Annotated in this window: 12 protein-coding genes; 8 read left to right on the forward strand and 4 right to left on the reverse strand. The window is 33.2% G+C overall.

Translation table 11 applies throughout. The features are described 5' to 3' along the window. Window positions 1-4: 4 nt before the first annotated feature. Window positions 5-1,417, reverse strand: a complete 1,413-nt coding sequence (gene uxaC, locus AC5LW9_RS12485) for a glucuronate isomerase (RefSeq protein WP_493456002.1) — start codon at window positions 1,415-1,417, stop codon at window positions 5-7. A 68-nt stretch (window positions 1,418-1,485) separates the two neighbouring features. Beyond that, window positions 1,486-2,754: an MFS transporter gene (locus tag AC5LW9_RS12490; RefSeq protein WP_086326215.1), complete on the reverse strand. Its 1,269-nt coding sequence runs from the start codon at window positions 2,752-2,754 to the stop codon at window positions 1,486-1,488. A 242-nt stretch (window positions 2,755-2,996) separates the two neighbouring features. On the opposite strand from AC5LW9_RS12490, the gene exuR reads away from it, so the two are divergent. Continuing rightward, window positions 2,997-3,779: a transcriptional regulator ExuR gene (gene exuR, locus AC5LW9_RS12495; RefSeq protein ID WP_086326216.1), complete on the forward strand. Its 783-nt coding sequence runs from the start codon at window positions 2,997-2,999 to the stop codon at window positions 3,777-3,779. Window positions 3,780-4,339: 560 nt separating this feature from the next. On the opposite strand, the gene lolA is transcribed toward exuR, so the two are convergent. Then, window positions 4,340-4,933 carry an outer membrane lipoprotein periplasmic chaperone LolA gene (lolA, locus tag AC5LW9_RS12500; protein ID WP_198235881.1) on the reverse strand — a complete coding sequence of 198 codons (594 nt, stop codon included), beginning with the start codon at window positions 4,931-4,933 and terminating at the stop codon, window positions 4,340-4,342. Between the two features lie 175 nt (window positions 4,934-5,108). Between lolA and AC5LW9_RS12505 the strand changes: the two genes are divergently transcribed. From AC5LW9_RS12505 to AC5LW9_RS12535, 7 genes are all read left to right on the forward strand, one after another. Then, a complete protein-coding gene (locus AC5LW9_RS12505) occupies window positions 5,109-6,449 on the forward strand; it encodes a replication-associated recombination protein A (protein WP_198235882.1) in 1,341 nt (446 codons plus the stop codon). Window positions 6,450-7,139: 690 nt separating this feature from the next. Beyond that, entirely contained in the window at window positions 7,140-8,546 is a 1,407-nt protein-coding gene (locus AC5LW9_RS12510; RefSeq protein ID WP_198235883.1) for a hypothetical protein, read from the forward strand. A 693-nt stretch (window positions 8,547-9,239) separates the two neighbouring features. Then, on the forward strand, window positions 9,240-10,628 hold the full coding sequence (locus tag AC5LW9_RS12515) for a hypothetical protein (protein ID WP_198235884.1): 1,389 nt from the start codon (window positions 9,240-9,242) through the stop codon (window positions 10,626-10,628). Between the two features lie 341 nt (window positions 10,629-10,969). After that, entirely contained in the window at window positions 10,970-13,255 is a 2,286-nt protein-coding gene (nrdA, locus tag AC5LW9_RS12520; RefSeq protein ID WP_493456003.1) for a class 1a ribonucleoside-diphosphate reductase subunit alpha, read from the forward strand. A gap of 139 nt (window positions 13,256-13,394) precedes the next feature. Next, complete coding sequence (nrdB, locus tag AC5LW9_RS12525) at window positions 13,395-14,525, forward strand: class Ia ribonucleoside-diphosphate reductase subunit beta (RefSeq protein ID WP_039128970.1); 1,131 nt, start codon at window positions 13,395-13,397, stop codon at window positions 14,523-14,525. A 328-nt stretch (window positions 14,526-14,853) separates the two neighbouring features. Then, window positions 14,854-17,508, forward strand: a complete 2,655-nt coding sequence (glnD, locus tag AC5LW9_RS12530) for a bifunctional uridylyltransferase/uridylyl-removing protein GlnD (protein WP_493456004.1) — start codon at window positions 14,854-14,856, stop codon at window positions 17,506-17,508. Between the two features lie 24 nt (window positions 17,509-17,532). Next, window positions 17,533-18,456, forward strand: coding sequence for an AEC family transporter (locus tag AC5LW9_RS12535; RefSeq protein ID WP_144091292.1), 924 nt, complete (start codon window positions 17,533-17,535; stop codon window positions 18,454-18,456). 163 nt (window positions 18,457-18,619) lie between these two features. Here AC5LW9_RS12535 and AC5LW9_RS12540 read toward each other — a convergent pair whose 3' ends face one another. Continuing rightward, window positions 18,620-19,300: an HD domain-containing protein gene (locus tag AC5LW9_RS12540; RefSeq protein WP_198235887.1), complete on the reverse strand. Its 681-nt coding sequence runs from the start codon at window positions 19,298-19,300 to the stop codon at window positions 18,620-18,622. Window positions 19,301-19,569: the final 269 nt, after the last annotated feature.

Genomic DNA, 19,569 nt, shown 5'->3' on the forward strand with positions numbered 1-19,569 from the left:
TATATTAATTTAATTCGATACCAAAATAGTTTTTCGCATTATCAAAACTAATATTTTTGACCATTTGACCTAGTAACTCGATATCACGAGGTGCTTCACCATCTTCTACCCAGCGACCAATCATACGACATAAAATGCGTCTAAAATATTCATGACGAGTATAAGAAAGGAAACTGCGGCTATCGGTTAACATTCCAACAAAACGACTTAATAAACCAAGCTGAGCCAGTTGGGTCATTTGGCGAATCATGCCGTCTTTTTGATCGTTAAACCACCAACCTGAACCAAATTGCATTTTGCCTTGTATTCCTTCCCCTTGGAAATTACCTATCATCGTACCCAAAATCTCATTATCAGATGGATTTAAGCAATAGAGAATTGTTTTAGGTAGAGCATTTTGTTTAGCTTGTGCATCTAATAGTCGGGATAATGGTTGAGCAATAGGTGAGTCATTAATAGAATCAAAACCAACATCAGGCCCCATTAGATTAAACATTCTTGAATTGTTATTACGTAAAGCGCCAATATGATATTGCTGTACCCATCCACGTTTGTTGTATTCGCTGCCTAAATAAATGATAACCGCAGTCTTGAATTGAGCGACTTCTTTCGAAGTTAGATTTGCTCCAGTTAGTCGTTTAGTTAAAATTGCATCTAATTCTTTTTCTGTCGCTTCTTCATAAACGACGGTATCTAAGGCGTGATCAGAAACTTTACAACCATGTACAGCAAAATGATCCATACGTTTTGCTAATGCCTGACAAAGTTGGTGGAAACTTGAGATATTAATATCCGAAACAGTTGATAATTTTTCGATATAGGCTACAAAAAATTCAGAATCGATATTAAACGCTTTATCTGGTCGCCAACTTGGTAAAACTTTAATATCAAATGAACTATCTTGAGCAATGGTTTTATGGTGAACTAAATCATCAATTGGATCATCAGTTGTGCCAACCATTTTTACATTCATTTTTTTCATAATGCTACGAGCAGTAAATTCTTTAGTTTCAAGCATTGCATTACATTTGTTCCAAATGGTTTCAGCGGTGGCTGGTGATAGTAAAATATCATCGATGCCAAATGGTCTACGTAATTCTAAATGCGTCCAATGATAAAGTGGATTACCGATTGTATGAGGCACCGTTTCGGCCCAAGCTTTGAATTTTTCAAAATCATTTACCTCGCTGCCAGTACAAAACTTCTCCGGCACACCATTAGTACGCATGGCTCGCCATTTGTAGTGATCGCCTTTTAACCAGATGTCGTACAAATTTTTAAATTGATAATCTTGTGCAATTTGTTCTGGTGGTAAGTGGCAGTGATAATCAAAAATCGGCTGTTGTGCCGCATAATTATGATAAAGTTGACGAGAAAATTCAGTATCAAGTAAAAAGTCTTCAGTTAAAAAACGCATATTATTCTCCATAAACCGTGTTTATCTATTCAATTGCACATGCCAATAACATGCGCAACTCGATTAATTTATTGTTGCTCAGTTGTTGATGGTGCTTTTAAAATTGTCCATACCGCTAACGCAGCTAAAAGGTCAAGACAACTTAAAATGACAAATAATGGGCTAAAACCAACTGATTCCGCAAGCGCTCCCACAATTAAAGCAAAGATAGTACTAGCAAGCCATGCTGCCATACCTGTAAAACCATTAGCAGTTGCAACTTCATTTCGACCAAATACATCGGATGATAATGTAATTAATGCACCAGATAATGCTTGGTGAGCAAATCCACCAATACAAAATAAGAAGATAGCAACATAAGGATTTGCAAACAGTCCAATTAACCCAGGTGCAATCATTAATACGCCACCAACAGTAACAACTAATTTGCGCGAGTTAATCAAACTGACGTTAAAATATTTTTGGAAAAATGGCGCCATATAGCCACCGAGTATACAACCAAAATCAGCAAACAACATTGGCATCCAAGCAAAAATCGCAATCTGTTTTAAGTCAAAACCATAAGCCGTAGACATAAATAATGGGATCCATGCGTTAAAGGTTCCCCATGCAGGTTCAGCTAAAAACCTTGGGATGGCAATACCCCAAAAGCGACGAGTACTTACGATTTTATACGCAGGTAATTTGGTAGTGTTTGATGTTTGGTGACTAACTTCTTGCCCTGATAAAATGTATTTTCTTTCTTCTTCTGATAATCGTTTTTGGTTAGTTGGATGACGATAAAGAGCAAACCAAAATAACCCCCAAATAAAGCTAAGTAAACCACAAATAACAAACGCTAATTGCCAACTGTGTAACCATATTGCTCCGGCAACTAATGGCGGTGCGATCATTGCTCCAACGGATGATCCTAAATTAAACCAACCAACAGCGATTGATCTTTCTTTTGCTGGAAACCATTCACTTGTTGCTTTTAAACCAGCAGGTATCATAGCCGCTTCGGCAGCTCCAACAGCGCCGCGTGTAAACGCAAGCCCCACCCAACTGCCAGAAAATGCGGTACTGATACAGAAAACTGACCATAATAAAGCAAATACCGCATAACCTACGCGTGTGCCAAGTAAGTCAAGAACATACCCCGCTACAGGTTGCATTACGGTATAACAGGCTGAATAAGCTGCAACAACATATGAATATTGTTGAGTTGTCATACCCATGACTTCATTAAGCACTGGGGCAGCAACTGCAATTGAATTTCGAGTTAAATAACCAAGAATTGTGCCAATAGTCACTAACGCTATCATATACCAGCGAAGATTTTTTATTGTTTTGTACATTTTATGCTCCATACACATTATGAATTTTGGCGCATATTAACATGTCAGTCAACTTAAAAAGTTGACATACATCACAGAACATAGCAAATAACCACAATAAAAATCTGGTTGTTCATTTGTCCGTCTTATTGAAAAATTATCGGACAAGATTACAAAATTTTAATTCAAGCTTGTTTAACTCTAAGCAATTAGATGTTATTTTAAGTACCAAACTTGAATTATGGAACTACTCAAAAATTATTATGACCCAAGAACAGAATGAACATCAGCGTCTTTATCAAGTTATCGCTACAGAATTAAAAAACCGAATTATCAATGGCGTTTATCCTGTAGGCAGCAAATTACCGTCAGAAAGACTCATTTGTGAAGAATTAAAAGTCAGTCGTTCAGTGGTAAGAGAAGCGATTATAATGTTAGAAGTTGAAGGTTTTGTTGATGCTAGAAAAGGGTCTGGTATACATGTTATTGCCAATAAACAGCAAACTATAAATATGATTGCTGACTCACACGGACTCAATTTTGCTACAACTGGACCATTTGAGTTATTACAAGCTCGTCAATTAATCGAAAGTAATATTGCTGAGTTTGCTGCAACTCAGATCACAAAAGATGATATTGTTAACCTATTAGAAATTCAGCACAATGCAAAAAAAGAAGATCACTATCGGGACTCTGATTGGGATCTAAAATTTCACACACAAATTGCCATGATTACGCGTAATACGGCTTTAATAACCATTGTTGAAGAAACATGGCGACAGCGAACCCTAAATCCTTTATGGAAAAAACTCCATGAACATGTACAGCAACAAGATATCGAAAGCTGGTGGGAAGAACATGATAAAATTCTTGAAGCATTAATCAATCGCGATCCTAAAGCAGCCAAATTAGCGATGTGGCAACATTTAGAAAATACGAAAAAAATGTTATTTGATGCAGCGAGTGAAGATTTTGAAACTAAACGCGATCACTATCTGTTTTCAGATAATCCAGTTGTCAGTATTAATGAAAATGAATTTGAATAACTATTGTACTTATTTATGCCTTGTTAACTTATAAGTTTTATCAACTGACCTTATATTTTATATGGCAAGCGAATAATAGGATTAGGTACTCTGGTTATTTTAAACATTATAAATAAATACAAAAAAACCTTTTTTATATTTGATAATCGAAATTGGTCAAACCAATACGACATTAAGATACTTCAAAAATGTTCCGATAAAATAATGAAGAAAGTTATTTTATCGGTCGTTTTGGCGACTGCAAATCAATACTATTTTTTAACCCTAAATTATTCAATATTGATGCTAAATAAGCTGATAGCATTTTGAAAATTGATAATATTTTTTCAGAAAGATTCATAAAGATTCTATTGAAAAATTGAATAGGCATAACTGAGTTCAGATAAAAGACATTCACTAACATTTTACATAGTAATAATCTTTTATCTGATATCATTATTAAAGATCTATAACATTTATGATATTTATGACTAACTTTATTAATAACGGTTAAACATAATAAAATTAACTAGAAGTATGGATGATAAATATCCATACACTCTAATTATCTCTATATAGAACTAACGTTGATCATCAATCGCTATACCTGCTGGTGGCGTAAATTTAAATTTGCCTAAGTCAACTTTGCCAAGTTTTTGGTTAGATAATTCATAGTAGCTACGTTGTCCATCTTCTTCAATAATGGAAAAGTTAGAAATCATGCCAGTTGGTAATACCGAAATAACAAAATCCTGATTGGATCCATCTGTTGGTTTTAATGTAAATGAATCTTGTTTACGAGTCACATTATAAACATTCCAAATGGCATTGTGACTATCAGTTATCAGTAGCATTAATCGATTATCAACTGCTTTTTTTAAATCCATGACACTTACTTGATCAACCGCCGGCGTATATACCCACATATCTGTTCCATCAGATATAATTGAAGTTTCATCAGGTTCATTCATTGTCCAATTAAAATAATAAGGTCTTGTAACCCAAAGTTCTCCTCTCCCCTCTTGTACCAATTGGTTATCAGCTGTTTTCACTTCTTGAGAAAAATGTGCATAAAATCCATCAATTTTATTAAGGCGTTGTTGTAACAACTCTTTATCGCCGGCCCATACTGATACGCTAATCAACAATCCCATTAATAATAAAAACTTTTTCATAACTCATCCTTATGTACTTTATTTGGCAATATTCAAATCAACTTTGATAATTGAATTTGCTTAAAATATTACTGTTTTTTGGTTAGGGGGAAAAGATATTTTCTTTTCTTTTTCACTAATTTCATCTAACAAGTATATAATACCCATAACTTTCTAAAACTGGACTCAATGTGTTATGCCTAGTATGTCTTTTGAATTTACGACAGAAGAATTTAAGCCCTTAGCGGCAAGAATGCGTCCTCGTACGTTATCAGAATATATTGGTCAAACACAGCTTTTAGGTGCAAACAAACCACTATCCAAAGCAATTGCAGCGGGTAATTTACATTCGATGATTTTATGGGGACCGCCTGGTACAGGTAAAACGACTCTCGCTGAAATCATTGCCCATCATGCTAACGCAAAAGTCGAAAGAGTTTCAGCAGTAACGTCAGGGATCAAAGATATTCGCGAAGCTATTGAAAGAGCAAAAATTAATCAGCAAGCGGGGATTCGTACTATTTTATTTGTTGATGAAGTTCACCGTTTTAATAAAAGTCAACAAGATGCATTTTTACCCTATGTTGAAAATGGTACTGTAACATTTATAGGTGCTACCACTGAAAATCCTTCATTTGAATTAAATTCTGCATTATTATCGCGTGCTCGTGTGTATCTGCTCAAATCATTAACCACAAATGACATTGAGTTAATTTTACAACAAGCAATGGACGATCCACAGCGCGGATATGGTAAGTATAACATTGAGCTACCCGATGAAACCAAAAAACAGATTGCTGAATTTGTGGGTGGAGATGCTCGACGCGCCCTAAATACCCTTGAACTTTTAGTAGATATGTCTGACGGACAACCCCTTACACCTACATTACTTAAAGAAGTGATAGGCGAACGTAGTGCTCGATTTGATAATCAAGGTGATCGTTATTATGATTTAATTTCTGCTGTTCACAAATCTATTCGAGGTTCAGCTCCTGATGCGGCACTTTACTGGTATGCGAGAATCATTTCAGCAGGTGGTGATCCACTTTATGTTGCCCGTCGATTATTAGCCATAGCGTCCGAAGACGTGGGTAATGCCGATCCAAGGGCAATGCAAGTTGCACTCGCTGCATGGGATTGCTTTACACGGGTTGGTCCGGCTGAAGGTGAACGTGCTATCGCCCAAGCAATTGTCTATCTTGCTTGTGCACCAAAAAGTAATGCCGTGTATTTAGCTTTTAAACAAGCTATGCTTGATGCACAATCGAAGCCTGATTATGATGTTCCAGAACATTTACGTAATGCACCAACAAATTTAATGAAAAAGTTAGGGTACGGGGCTCAGTATCGTTATGCTCATGATGAACCTAACGCCTTTGCAGCAGGAGAAAATTATTTTCCACCTGAACTAGCCGATAGCAAATATTATTATCCAACTACGCGGGGAGCAGAAAAAAATTATAGTGACAAACTTGCTTGGTTAGAATCGCAAAATCAATCCAGCCCAATTCAACGTTACAAATCCTCAAAAGATTAAAATATTTGAAAAATGGTCATCTCATGACAAAGTGATTACTTTCTATTTAACGAAATTAAACATGTATTTCTTTTAGTGGATGGACAATTCTCAAAAGTTACACAAAGCTTAGTGACGCTTAACTTAATATATTGATAATTTCTTCGTAAATATTAATTGCCAAAAACTATTGTTATGTTCCGATATTATCACAATCAATTTAGAAAAAGGTTACAAAGATCATTAATTCATGGCCTAAGATACGTTAATTTTACTAGTCCATATTTAAAATTGTATGCGACTCAATATATTTAATAATGCGTATCATTTACATTAAGAGATATTATTATTGTATATACAATAAATTATAATATTTTAAATAAACAAAAATTGACAAAAATATTGTTTATTTAAAAATTTTTATGAGATACGATCCCCATAATTGTACATATGATGCTCATTTCTATATGTTAGAATCAGCTATATCGTTAATTTTTACATTTTAAACAAACAAATTTTGATAAAAATTAAAAAAAACGGTAGTTTTAAATATAATTGATCGACTAGCTATATTATTTTTATTATAATCAGCTTATTAATCATTCGATATATCAAATGATTAATTAAAACAAACCAATTATAATATATATAAAACAAATAATTACATAATAAAAGTAACAATTAACAATTTTAAACATGAAAGTGAATACAATGATCAGATCCTTTAAAAAAACTCGGTATGCTTTGCTGCTAATACCTTTTTTTCAGTTAAGTTATGCTAACCTAACTATTGAAACAGCTCAAACAATTCAAGGAACAAAACCAAGATTATCAGATGCATTAGAAACTAGTTTAATAAATACTGGTGAATTAAAACCATTATTTGGTTTGCATATTGATAATAAAAGTTATTATAGTGATGAAGAAATAGCTCAAATGCCAGTTCCAACTAGTTACCCATTCATGAATCGATTTACCCCAGCATTGATTAAGCAACCAAATGAAAATGAGTATTTTGATAGAGATGGTGATAAATTATCTTTTTTATCAGCTATAGATGGTATTAACATGGAATGGTACTATACAGATGCTCAAGGGAAAGAATTATCATTTACACCAAGAGACAGTGATACATTTTGTTCATTGGCCAGTGATGGAAAATTTGCACCCTTTAAAGTGAAATTATCGGCTGATTTAGTCTTGGTTTCTGAATATGGTGATCCTGATTTTACTACTTATCCTAATGATGTCATCAAGAATCAACCGTCGGCGACCTTTACTATTATAGAGGATGTTGGAATTTGTTATGCAAGACCAGAATTATCACCGAATAATGTTCCTTCTAGTAATAAAAGTCAGTGGAATCAAAGAAATGGTTTCTTAGCTCAATCCAATGTTGACCCAACAAAAAACTTTCCAACTACTGGTTTTGTTGGTGCTAAATTTGATCTAATCTTATCTCAAAATAATCTTTATGCCGACTATGACTGGTATGTAAAACAAGGCAGTGATCTTGTAACGGTTACCAAATCGGCTAGGACCAATATACCAACGGTAACGTTCAATGGACCAGATGCAAACGATACAGGAAAAGCTTGGGAACATGTTATGGGTGGCTCTGGCAACGGATACTTAGTTGTTATTGAGGGAAAAAATACTAAAACAGATAGAACAATCCAATATGCTTTTACCATTACTAAATGGTTTGACGTTTGGAAACAAGAGCTTGTCAATAATAGATTAAGGGCTGTAAGAGGTAGCGTTGCGGAAGTGGTTGAAGGATGCGAAAGTAAAAGTGGTCATTATCGTGTAAGTCAAATTAACGATATAAGCGATGCTATTGAGACTGCTACAAGTCAGAATGTTTATATTACACGTGAAATAGGTTCATTAATTAGCGAATGGGGTGACGTTGACCAAGATAATTATCCTGGTTCTTTTGGTCCTCAGAGAGGCAATGCCAACAAACGTTTTTATGTATATAACCCAGGATTTAATGATGATGATGGTGATGCCGATGGTGCGTATTGTGATATACATCTTAACGACGGTAGATTTCATTGCCGTGAAAAAGAAAGGGAACATAAAAATGCTGTCTGTGCTTCATTTAAACCCTAATATCTAAATGCTAGCCAATTTTCTTAAATATATGACCATCTATAAACAGATGGTCATTGTCATTTAAATGATTGTTCTTTTCTTCAATACCTTTCATATTATTTATTTCTCTCAAAAATTACTAAAATAACCTTTAATAACAGTTTATTTAGTATTAAGAATAAAAAATGTTTATTTCAATGCATTATTTAAGAGTTCTACTGATTTTAATCATCTATTTTTCATTTTAATATTTTTGTTTTTCTAATAAACTTAACAATATATCTAATGATAAACATTTCTGGAATGCTAATTATTATTGCTAATATGAAGTTAGTAAAGATAAAAATAGTGTTTATGAATCGATACATAAACATAAAAATTAGTAATTTTCAGTGCATAACAATGACTATCCATTCATAGATGATCATTATCATTTAAATCGTTGGTTTTTTAGTTTTTTCTTTTACTCATTTCTAACTAATAATTATCAATATAACAATTAATAATAATTAACTTCATTATCAGTTTTAAAAAGCTTTTAATCCTATTGCTAAAACCTTACATCTGTTAATCACATGAATTAACTATTATTTAACTGTTTTTTCTTTCCGACTGAAACTTAATAATTAAGTTATATTCTTTTATAAATATAGAAAAGTCTACGTAAATAAACTTTTTATCCAATAAACATTTAATGAAAGATATAAAATAGTGAAATTAATAACCGTTAGCCGTCATATAAAAATAATTACTTATACTTTACTTTTGTTGCAATTTTCGAACAGCAGTTATGGATATTTTACATCCCAAACAGCACAAGCAATTCAAGGATCACGTCCATCTTTATCACAAGAATTGGAGATAGATATTGAGAATTTGGAGTTATTTGGCTTAAATGTTGATGATCAAGATTATTATGGTAGTGAAATAACTAATATGCCTGTTCCAACCAGCTATCCATTTCAAAATAAAATAAAAGTAGCAAAAATCAAACAACCAGATGATAAACAATTTTTTGATAGGGATGGTGATAAATTAGATTATCTGGGTGTTGACGGTGATATTAGTATGATATGGTACTATACAGATGCTAACAATAATGATATTGAATTTACACCGAAAGATAGTGATACATTTTGTTCATTGGCTGCTGAAGAAAAATATGCACCTTTTAAAGTGAAACTATCTGCTGATTTAGTCCTATTTTCTCAATATGGTGAGCCAGATAATAATACCTATCCCAACAGTGTTATCAATACTCAGCCATCAGTAACATATACAGTTGTTGATGATGTTGGCGTTTGCTTTGCCAGACCTGAATTAAACCCTAGTACTGTTGCTGGTAGTGATAAAGATCAGTGGGATCCAAAATATGGTTTTTTAACTCAATCCAATATTGATCCAACAAAAAACTTTCCAACTACCGGTTTTTACGGGGCTAAATTTGATCTACTTTTATCTAGAGATGGTATTGTCAATAATTATAATTGGCATGTAAAGCAAGGTAGCGAACTTGTTAATATTGATGACAGTGATGCGAATGTAGTTACGGTATTGTTTAATGGACCTGATGCTCAAGATACAGGAAAAGCTTGGGAGTATATTATCGGTTCAGGCAAAGGATATAAAGTTATTATTGAAGGAGTAAATACAACAAACAATAAAAAAATTCAATATACATTCACTTTAACTATGTGGTTCGATGCTTGGAAACAAAAAATTGATGGAGACGTATATAAAGCATTAACAGGTGAAGTCGCAGATGTTGTTGCTGAATGTGAGGCTAAAAAAGGTCATTATGAATTGAGTAATGCTGAGGAAATAAGTAATGCTGTTTTAGGATCAAAAGGTTCAGGACAATTTACACGTGAAATCGGCAGATTAATCAGTGAATGGGGTGATGCAAATCAACAATCTTATCCAGGTTCTTTTGCACCTCATAAAAATGGCAGTTACAAACGCTTTTATGTATGGGAACCAACAGCAGGAGATAACGGTGAAGGGCAAGTTTGTGACTTACATATAGATTCAGGTGTATACCACTGTCGTCCTAACGAAAAAGAAAATAAAAATGCTGTATGCGCCTCAATACCTAAATAAAGCATTAGTAACTTTTTAAGCTCTATTTGTAAATAGAGCTTATTTTTATTGAATGTTAACTCTTAAATAATAACTTCAAAAAACGATTCATTAGTAAATTCTTAACCACACATTTTTTTGTGTTTATTTTAAACGTCATCTCATATTATCATCATTATATAATCTAAAATTATCAATTATTTAAAACTTTGTTAACCAGTTTTAGTTCTTAAAATAAATAATATAAATTAATAAATATACTATATATAGTAATTAATTTATTAATAGGCACTATATATTGTATATTTTGACAAATATCAATTATTATATCTTTCACAAGACAACAGGACATTGGATGAAAAATGAATAAATTAATGCTCGTCACTAAACGAGATGGTAAAAAAGAACCGATTAATCTTGATAAGATCCATAAAGTAATTACTTGGGCAGCAGAGGGATTAGAGAATGTTTCAGTTTCCCAAGTTGAGTTGCGCTCACATATCCAATTTTATGATGGCATTCGTACATCTGATATTCATGAAACAATTATTCGAGCCGCAGCCGATCTAATTTCACAAGAAACACCTGATTACCAATATTTAGCTGCTCGTTTAGCCATTTTTCATTTACGTAAAAAAGCTTTTAATCAATTTACCCCACCGCCTCTTTTTGAACACGTTAAAAAATTAGTAGAGAGTAAACATTATGACAAACATTTACTTGAAGATTATACTCAAGAAGAGTTTGAAAAAATGGATAAGATGATTGATCACTGGCGAGATATGTCTTTTTCCTACGCAGCAGTAAAACAGCTAGAAGGTAAATATTTAGTACAAAACCGTGTATCAGGTGAAATTTATGAAAGTGCACAATTTTTATATATTTTAGTTGCAGCTTGTCTTTTTTCTAATTACCCAAAAGAGTCTCGACTTGATTATATCAAACGTTTTTACGATGCAGTGTCAACATTTAAAATTTCATTGCCAACACCGATTATGGCAGGCGTTAGAACCCCAACACGTCAATTTAGCTCATGTGTCCTTATTGAATGTGATGATAGCCTAGATTCAATTAATGCAACGGCGAGTGCAATTGTCAAATATGTATCACAACGCGCAGGTATTGGTGTCAATGCGGGACGTATTCGTGCTTTAGGGAGTTCAATTCGAGGTGGAGAAGCTTTTCATACTGGATGTATTCCATTTTATAAATATTTTCAAACTGCGGTTAAATCATGTTCACAAGGTGGTGTACGTGGTGGTGCAGCTACCGTATTTTACCCAGTCTGGCATTTAGAAGTTGAAAGTTTACTTGTTTTACGAAATAACCGTGGTGTAGAAGAAAACCGAGTTCGTCATTTGGATTATGGCGTTCAAATTAATAAGTTGATGTATCAACGGCTGATTAAAAACGAAAATATAACACTATTTAGTCCATCAGATGTGCCTGGACTTTATGATGCATTTTTTGCTGATCAAAATAAATTTGAAACACTTTATCATCAATATGAACAAGACGTAACTATCCGCAAACGTGTAGTAAAAGCAATTGAACTCTTTTCATTGTTAATGCAAGAACGTGCATCAACGGGTCGAATCTATATACAAAATGTTGATCATTGTAATACTCATAGTCCATTCGATGCACAATTAGCGCCTGTCCATCAATCCAATTTATGTATGGAAATTGCGTTACCAACTAAACCTCTTAATAATGTTAATGATGAAAAAGGGGAAATTGCACTTTGTACCTTATCTGCTTTCAACTTAGGAAAAATTGATTCTCTTGATGATTTTGAAGAATTAGCGGATTTAACCGTACGTGCCCTTGACTCACTGCTTGACTATCAAGATTACCCCGTACCGGCTGCCCGTAACTCATCGATCAATCGTCGAACACTAGGCGTTGGCGTGATCAATTATGCCTACTATTTAGCTAAACATGGCGTTAAATATTCTGACGGCAGTGCCAATAATTTAACACACCGCACTTTTGAAGCTATGCAATATTATTTGTTAAAAGCTTCTAACAATTTAGCGAAAGAAAAAGGTGCTTGCTCACTATTTAATGAGACAACTTATTCACAAGGTATTTTACCGATTGATACGTATAAAAAAGATTTAGACACCATTAGTAATGAACCATTACATTATGATTGGGAATCATTACGTGAATCAATAAAAACTTATGGTTTACGTAACTCGACTTTATCAGCATTAATGCCGTCAGAAACTTCATCACAAATTTCTAATGCAACTAATGGTATTGAACCTCCTCGCGGTTATGTTAGTGTTAAAGCATCAAAAGATGGTATTTTAAGACAAGTCGTGCCGGATTATGAAAATCTAAAAAATGCTTATGAATTGTTATGGCAAATTCCAAATAATACTGGTTATTTGCATTTAGTTGGAATTATGCAGAAATTTATAGATCAATCCATTTCAGCCAATACTAATTATGATCCAACTAAATTCCCAAATGATAAAGTACCAATGAAACAACTATTAGCTGATTTATTGACAGCTTATAAATTTGGTGTCAAAACACTTTATTATCATAATACTCGTGATGGCGCTGAAGATATTCAAGGTGATATCGCATTAACTGGAAGTGACGATGGCTGTGAAGGTGGAGCTTGTAAAATTTAATTAATTTAGATTATAGAAACATTGATACATAGTATCGTATTTAGGGGAATTGATAACCCCTAATGATTCCCCCCTCTTTTCTAATGACGAAAGGTGGCGGTAAAAGCAACCAAACTCAATTAGGAGTTATTTTATGAGTATGAATTACAGTACCTTTTCGCATGTACATAATGATCAACTTAAAGAGCCAATGTTTCTTGGCCAACCGGTAAATGTTGCTCGTTATGATCAACAAAAATATGAAATGTTCGAAAAATTAATCGAAAAACAACTTTCCTTTTTCTGGCGACCAGAAGAAGTGGATATCTCACAAGACCGCATTGATTATGCGGCTTTGCCGGAACATGAAAAACACATATTTATCAGTAATTTAAAATACCAAACCTTGCTTGATTCAATTCAAGGTCGTAGTCCAAATGTAGCGCTGCTCCCACTCATTTCTATTCCTGAACTAGAAACATGGGTAGAAACTTGGTCATTTTCAGAAACCATTCACTCTCGTTCATATACACATATCATTCGTAACATTGTTAATGATCCTTCCGTTGTTTTTGACGATATTGTCACAAATAAAGAAATTCAAAAACGCGCAGGCGACATTGCAGGTTATTACGATGATCTTATTAGTTATGCAAGTTACTACAATTTATTAGGTGAAGGTAAACACACGGTTAACAACCGCACCATAACCATAGATCTGCGTGAGCTTAAAAGAAAGCTTTATCTTTGCCTAATGAGTGTTAATGCACTTGAAGCTATTCGTTTTTATGTCAGTTTTGCTTGTTCTTTTGCTTTCGCTGAACGTGAACTAATGGAAGGTAATGCTAAAATTATCAAACTTATTGCTCGTGACGAAGCTCTGCACTTAACTGGTACACAATTTATGATCAACACTTTGCGCAGTGGTGAAGATGATCCTGAAATGGCTGAAATTGCCAAAGAATGTGAACAAGATTGCTATGAGCTGTTTTTGCAAGCGGCCAATCAAGAAAAAGAGTGGGCTGGATACTTATTTGAAAGCGGCTCAATGATTGGTCTAAACAAAGATATCTTATGCCAATACGTCGAATATATCACAAATATCCGCATGCAAGCTGTTGGTCTAAAATTACCATTCCAAGTCAAATCCAACCCAATCCCATGGATTAACAATTGGCTTGTTTCAGACAATGTTCAAGTAGCTCCACAAGAAGCTGAAATGAGTTCTTATTTAGTTGGGCAAATTGACGCTGAGATTAACGAAGATGATTTGAGTGATTTTAAATTGTAGTTTTTACTTAAACGTATAGTTAACCTCAAACTTTTTTTCAAGAGAAACCTTTAAAGTTTCTTTTTATTCAAAAAGTTGTATAAAAATATTAATAATCGTTTGTATAATTTATAAAATGATTATTAATATTTATTATTTAAAATTAATTGATTATCACATACAAATCTAGTATCCATTAACTGACCAATTTACTTAATATTGTTTTATCAATTAAATAGGAAGAATTATTTTTAAAACTTATAAACAATTCAAATAACTGTAACTTGACAGTACTTTAAAATCAGGTAACGATATGACAAATGAATCATCCTAATTTGATATGATGACTATGACTCAAATGCATACGTTTTACCCTAATTCGCCGCTTAATTTTAGCGATGAGCAGATAAATATTGACTACCTCAAACAACAACTTAATGACTTTCAACAATGGTCTGTCACACAATTTAAACAAAATGTCGATATTGATATTTTAGTGCATTTACGCAGCCATTTTATTGATGAGTTGTTGCAACGTTTATGGCTTTATTTTCAAATTCCTGAACAAGTCTCCTCTGTTTTTAAACAAAACCGTACAGCTTTGATTGCCGTTGGCGGATATGGACGGACTGAACTTCATCCATTATCGGATATTGATATATTAATATTAAGTGATTATCCATGTGCTAAAGAGATTGAACAAAAAATCAGTGATTTAATTCGTTTGCTTTGGGATCTTCATTTAGATATAGGTCATAGTGTTAGAACGTTAAAGACTTGTCTACAAGAAGCAAAAAATGATATTACCATCATGACAAACTTGATTGAATCAAGAATAGTCGCTGGTAATCAATCATTATTAAATGAACTGCGTAAACATATCTTTAGTGATAAGATCTGGCCCTCAGCTACTTTTTTCCGGGCTAAAGTTAAAGAACAACAAGATCGTCATAAGCAATATCATAGTACCAGTTATAATCTCGAACCTGATTTAAAAAATAGCCCCGGCGGGCTTCGCGATATGCAAATCGTACAGTGGATTGCGATTCGTCATTTTGGTGAAGAGTTCTTACAAAAAATAGCTCACTTTGATTATTTGACTCCTGAAGATATTGAAGACTTTAGGACATGTCGAAAATTCTTATGGCGTATGCGCTTTGCACTACATAGTGTCATAACGCGTTATGATAATCGCTTACTGTTTGATCGCCAGTTAAGCATTGCTAATATGCTTGGTTATCAAGGTCAAGGCAATACTCCAGTCGAAAAAATGATGCACGATTATTATTGTGTTGCCCGCAATATTACTGAGCTCAATCAGATGTTATTACAGCTTTTTGATGAGACGATACTGGAGCTTAATCCAAAAAATAAAATATATGATATAGATGAACATTTTCAGATTAGGGAAAAGCTCATTGATGTAAAAGATGACAATCTATTTAAAAAAGATCCGGTTATGATTATGCAACTTTTTTATACGATATTGCTTAATCCACAAATTATTGGACTTTATTCAAACACGATTAGACAACTACGTTCAGCGCGAAGACAATTAACCACTCTGCTCAGTGAAGATGCAAAAGCAAGATCACTGTTTATGAAAATTATTAAACACCCAGATGCGATAAAAAAAGCAATCTTACCAATGCATCAATATGGCATCCTTACTGCCTATATACCAGGTTGGAAACATATTGCGGGGATGATGCAGTTTGATCTATTCCATGTTTATACCGTTGATGAACACACTATTCGCTTACTGCTTGAGCTTGATAGCCTTAAAACAGAATCGGGCAAACAAAGACACCCTAATAGTTCTAAAGTTTTTGCTAAATTATCTAAACCTGAACTACTGGTTATTACTGGTTTATTTCATGATATTGGTAAAGGCCATCATGGAGACCACTCTGAAATAGGTGCTAAATTAGTAGAAAAATTCTGCAAATTACATGAATTAGAGTCTAGAGATACAGATTTAATCATTTGGTTAGTACGTTATCACTTACTTATGTCAGTAACAGCTCAAAGTCGCGATCTGCAAGATCCGGCAGTTATCCGCGAATTTATTCAAATTGTAAAAAGTGAGCAACGTTTACAATATTTACTGTGTTTGACTGTTGCCGATGTCTGCGCAACAAATGAAACCCTCTGGAATAGTTGGAAGCAAAGCTTAATGCGCCAACTGTATGAAACAGCAAAACGATCGTTTGATTCTGGTATCCATCAAATACCAGAGCAACGAAGCATTGCTCGTCAACATAAACAGGAAGCATTGACTATCTTACTTAAGCAAAATTATGATGAACAGAAAATAAAAAATCTTTGGTTAGATTATCGCATTGACTACTTTCTGCGGTACACCACAGAACAAATTGTCTGGCATGTACAAAATTTATTAACGCATGATTTAAACCAAATACTGGTATTGATTAATCCAAATCCTTATCATGGTGGTACTGAAATAATTATTTATTCGCCTGATAGACCTTATCTGTTTGCTACAGTATGTAATACTCTTAACAATCATAACTTAAGCATCCATGATGCCCTAATTATTACAAATAAAAAAGGATTTGCACTTGATACTTTTATTGTATTAGAGCCGAATGGTCAAACATTACAAAAGGATAGGCATCCAAGCATTATACAAGCGCTAACTAAAGCCCTTCAACAACCAGTTTACAAAGGTGTGACAGTTAAACCACCCAAACAAAGATTACGATCGTTTTTGGTTCCAACACAAGTTAATTTTTTATCTGCTTTCAATGAAAAGCAAACGTACATGGAACTCATTGCATTAGATAGACCAGGATTACTTGCATGTGTCGGTGAAGTATTTGCCAATTTAGATTTATCATTGAGTAGTGCTAAAATTGCAACTATCGGCGAACACATTGAGGATTTATTTATCTTAACAGATAAAAATAATAATGCACTTGATGATAATACCTGTTATCAATTACGAGAATCAATTGTTAATGCTATTGAATTATTAAATTAATTATTCAAATCCAGGATATGGTTTATGCAATTTTTTATTATTTTGTTTCCTATTTTTTGTATTTTTATCGTCGGGTTTATTTCCCAGAAAATATTAAAATTTGATGTAGCTAATTTATCAAAAATGTCACTGTATGTGCTTTCGCCTTTTTTAGCATTTAAAACTTTTTATATCCATACACTAACCATTGATTACCTATATTACATTTTTTATATTTTAGGACTTTGCTTATCATTAGTATGCATCATCTCAATTTGGTCAATAATCATGAAATATTCGACTAAAGAACGTTGTGCCATGATTTTAAGCTCTTGTTTTATGAATAACGGTAATTACGGAACCCCTGTACTATTAGTATTTTTTGGTAGCATAGGGTTTGATCTTGGTGTAATTATGATGGTATTACAACAATTTGTGATGAGTACGGTTGGTATTTATTATGCGGTAAAAGGGAGTTCTCATAGTGATATTGTCAGTCAAAAAGATGTTATTAAGAAAGTAATCCGTATGCCTGTTGCTTATGGTGCATTTTTAGGTATTATTTTTCAGTTATGCCACGTCCCTTTATCTAAATCAATTATGACATCCATTGGCATGATTGGGGATTCATCTATTGTAGTTATTATGATTATTTTAGGAATGCAACTGGCTAAAATAAAGATCACACAGCTTGATTACCCTAAACTTTCATTTTCATTATTAACCCGCATGATAATTTCACCATTGGTGGCTACTTGTTTGGTCTACTTTATGCCAATTTTACCTGTTTATAAACAAGTATTAATTGTATTAGCTGCAATGCCAAGCGCTGCTAATACTACTCTAATGTCAGTCCAATTTGATACCAATCCTGAACTGGTTTCAAGTGCAACGTTAATGAGTACCTTGTTAAGTTTGATAACATTACCAACTGTGCTATGGTTAGTTGACGCCCCTATTCCTTTTTGATACAAAGTAGCGTTCTCCTTATCGGAGATCGCTAAATCAAACGATAAAAAACCTTATTTTTATTAATAAACAAGGTCATCATCACTCCCAGACATACCATTTAAAAAGGGTAATCAATTATAACGTTAAAGCCATTGCTACCAATCAATTGACCATAGTAAGATTAATCTTTACCTTGCCACTCGTTTTCAAATTGTTTAACAAATTCAACTAACAAATTATGTCTCGATATAGCCAGTTTTTTGGCCTTTTCTGTGTTCATCATATCTTTAAGTAGAAACAGTTTTTCATAGAAATGATTAATTACAGTATTGGGTAGTTTATAATTTTCTTCATTGATAACCGTTCTTGGTAAAATAGTTGGATCGTGCATAATATTATGTTTATTACCTCCATAATAAAACGTTCGTCCAATCCCTATTGCTCCAATAGCATCTAAGCGATCAGCATCTTGTACAATTTGCCCTTCTAACGATAATGTTTTTTTACCAGTTAGATTTTTTCGGTAAGACATATTTTCAATAATATCGAATATCATTTTTATATCATCACTTAAAATGTTAAGTGAATTGAGATAATGATATAATTCATTTGTCGCTTCATTGACATCATTAATAACTTTTTCATCAATGACATCATGCAAATAAGCACTTAAAATTACGATAAAGGCATTAGCTTTTGGTTCGCAAGGTAAAATTTTTTTTGCTAATCCAACTACGCGCTCAATATGTGCCATGTCATGACCTGAAAAATCATTAGCAAGCTTTTGCTTAACATAAATTCTTATTTTTTCAATAATCTGATATTGTTCTTGTGTTAATTCAATTGGTTGGTCTGTGCTCATTTAATTTATAATTATCCATTTAATTAATGTGAAAATAGCAATTTAAAAATTTTGGTAAAGATTTTGCTAAACCTAAATTAAATAGATTACCACAATTAGATGGCTATTAATTTAATTAAGCTTGAAAATATTAAGTTACTAGATAATTCATTATTCTTTGATTTGTGTTTAACAATAATCATTAATTCGATTCCATTAATCTGAGTCTTTAGCCTATTCATTATTCAATAAATAGACAATTTTTGTAAAAAAAATTCTAATGATTAATA

The sequence above is a fragment of the Gilliamella sp. LMG 34360 genome (assembly GCF_984568995.1).

Excerpts from the sequence above, each read along its gene's own strand:
- lolA (WP_198235881.1), bottom strand. The coding sequence starts at position 4,933 with ATGAAAAAGTTTTTATTATTAATGGGATTGTTGATTAGCGTATCAGTA.
- AC5LW9_RS12540 (WP_198235887.1), bottom strand. The coding sequence starts at position 19,300 with ATGAGCACAGACCAACCAATTGAATTAACACAAGAACAATATCAGATT.
- nrdB (WP_039128970.1), top strand. The coding sequence starts at position 13,395 with ATGAATTACAGTACCTTTTCGCATGTACATAATGATCAACTTAAAGAG.
- exuR (WP_086326216.1), top strand. The coding sequence starts at position 2,997 with ATGACCCAAGAACAGAATGAACATCAGCGTCTTTATCAAGTTATCGCT.
- AC5LW9_RS12490 (WP_086326215.1), bottom strand. The coding sequence starts at position 2,754 with ATGTACAAAACAATAAAAAATCTTCGCTGGTATATGATAGCGTTAGTG.
- AC5LW9_RS12510 (WP_198235883.1), top strand. The coding sequence starts at position 7,140 with ATGATCAGATCCTTTAAAAAAACTCGGTATGCTTTGCTGCTAATACCT.
- uxaC (WP_493456002.1), bottom strand. The coding sequence starts at position 1,417 with ATGCGTTTTTTAACTGAAGACTTTTTACTTGATACTGAATTTTCTCGT.
- glnD (WP_493456004.1), top strand. The coding sequence starts at position 14,854 with ATGACTCAAATGCATACGTTTTACCCTAATTCGCCGCTTAATTTTAGC.
- nrdA (WP_493456003.1), top strand. The coding sequence starts at position 10,970 with ATGAATAAATTAATGCTCGTCACTAAACGAGATGGTAAAAAAGAACCG.
- AC5LW9_RS12535 (WP_144091292.1), top strand. The coding sequence starts at position 17,533 with ATGCAATTTTTTATTATTTTGTTTCCTATTTTTTGTATTTTTATCGTC.
- AC5LW9_RS12505 (WP_198235882.1), top strand. The coding sequence starts at position 5,109 with ATGCCTAGTATGTCTTTTGAATTTACGACAGAAGAATTTAAGCCCTTA.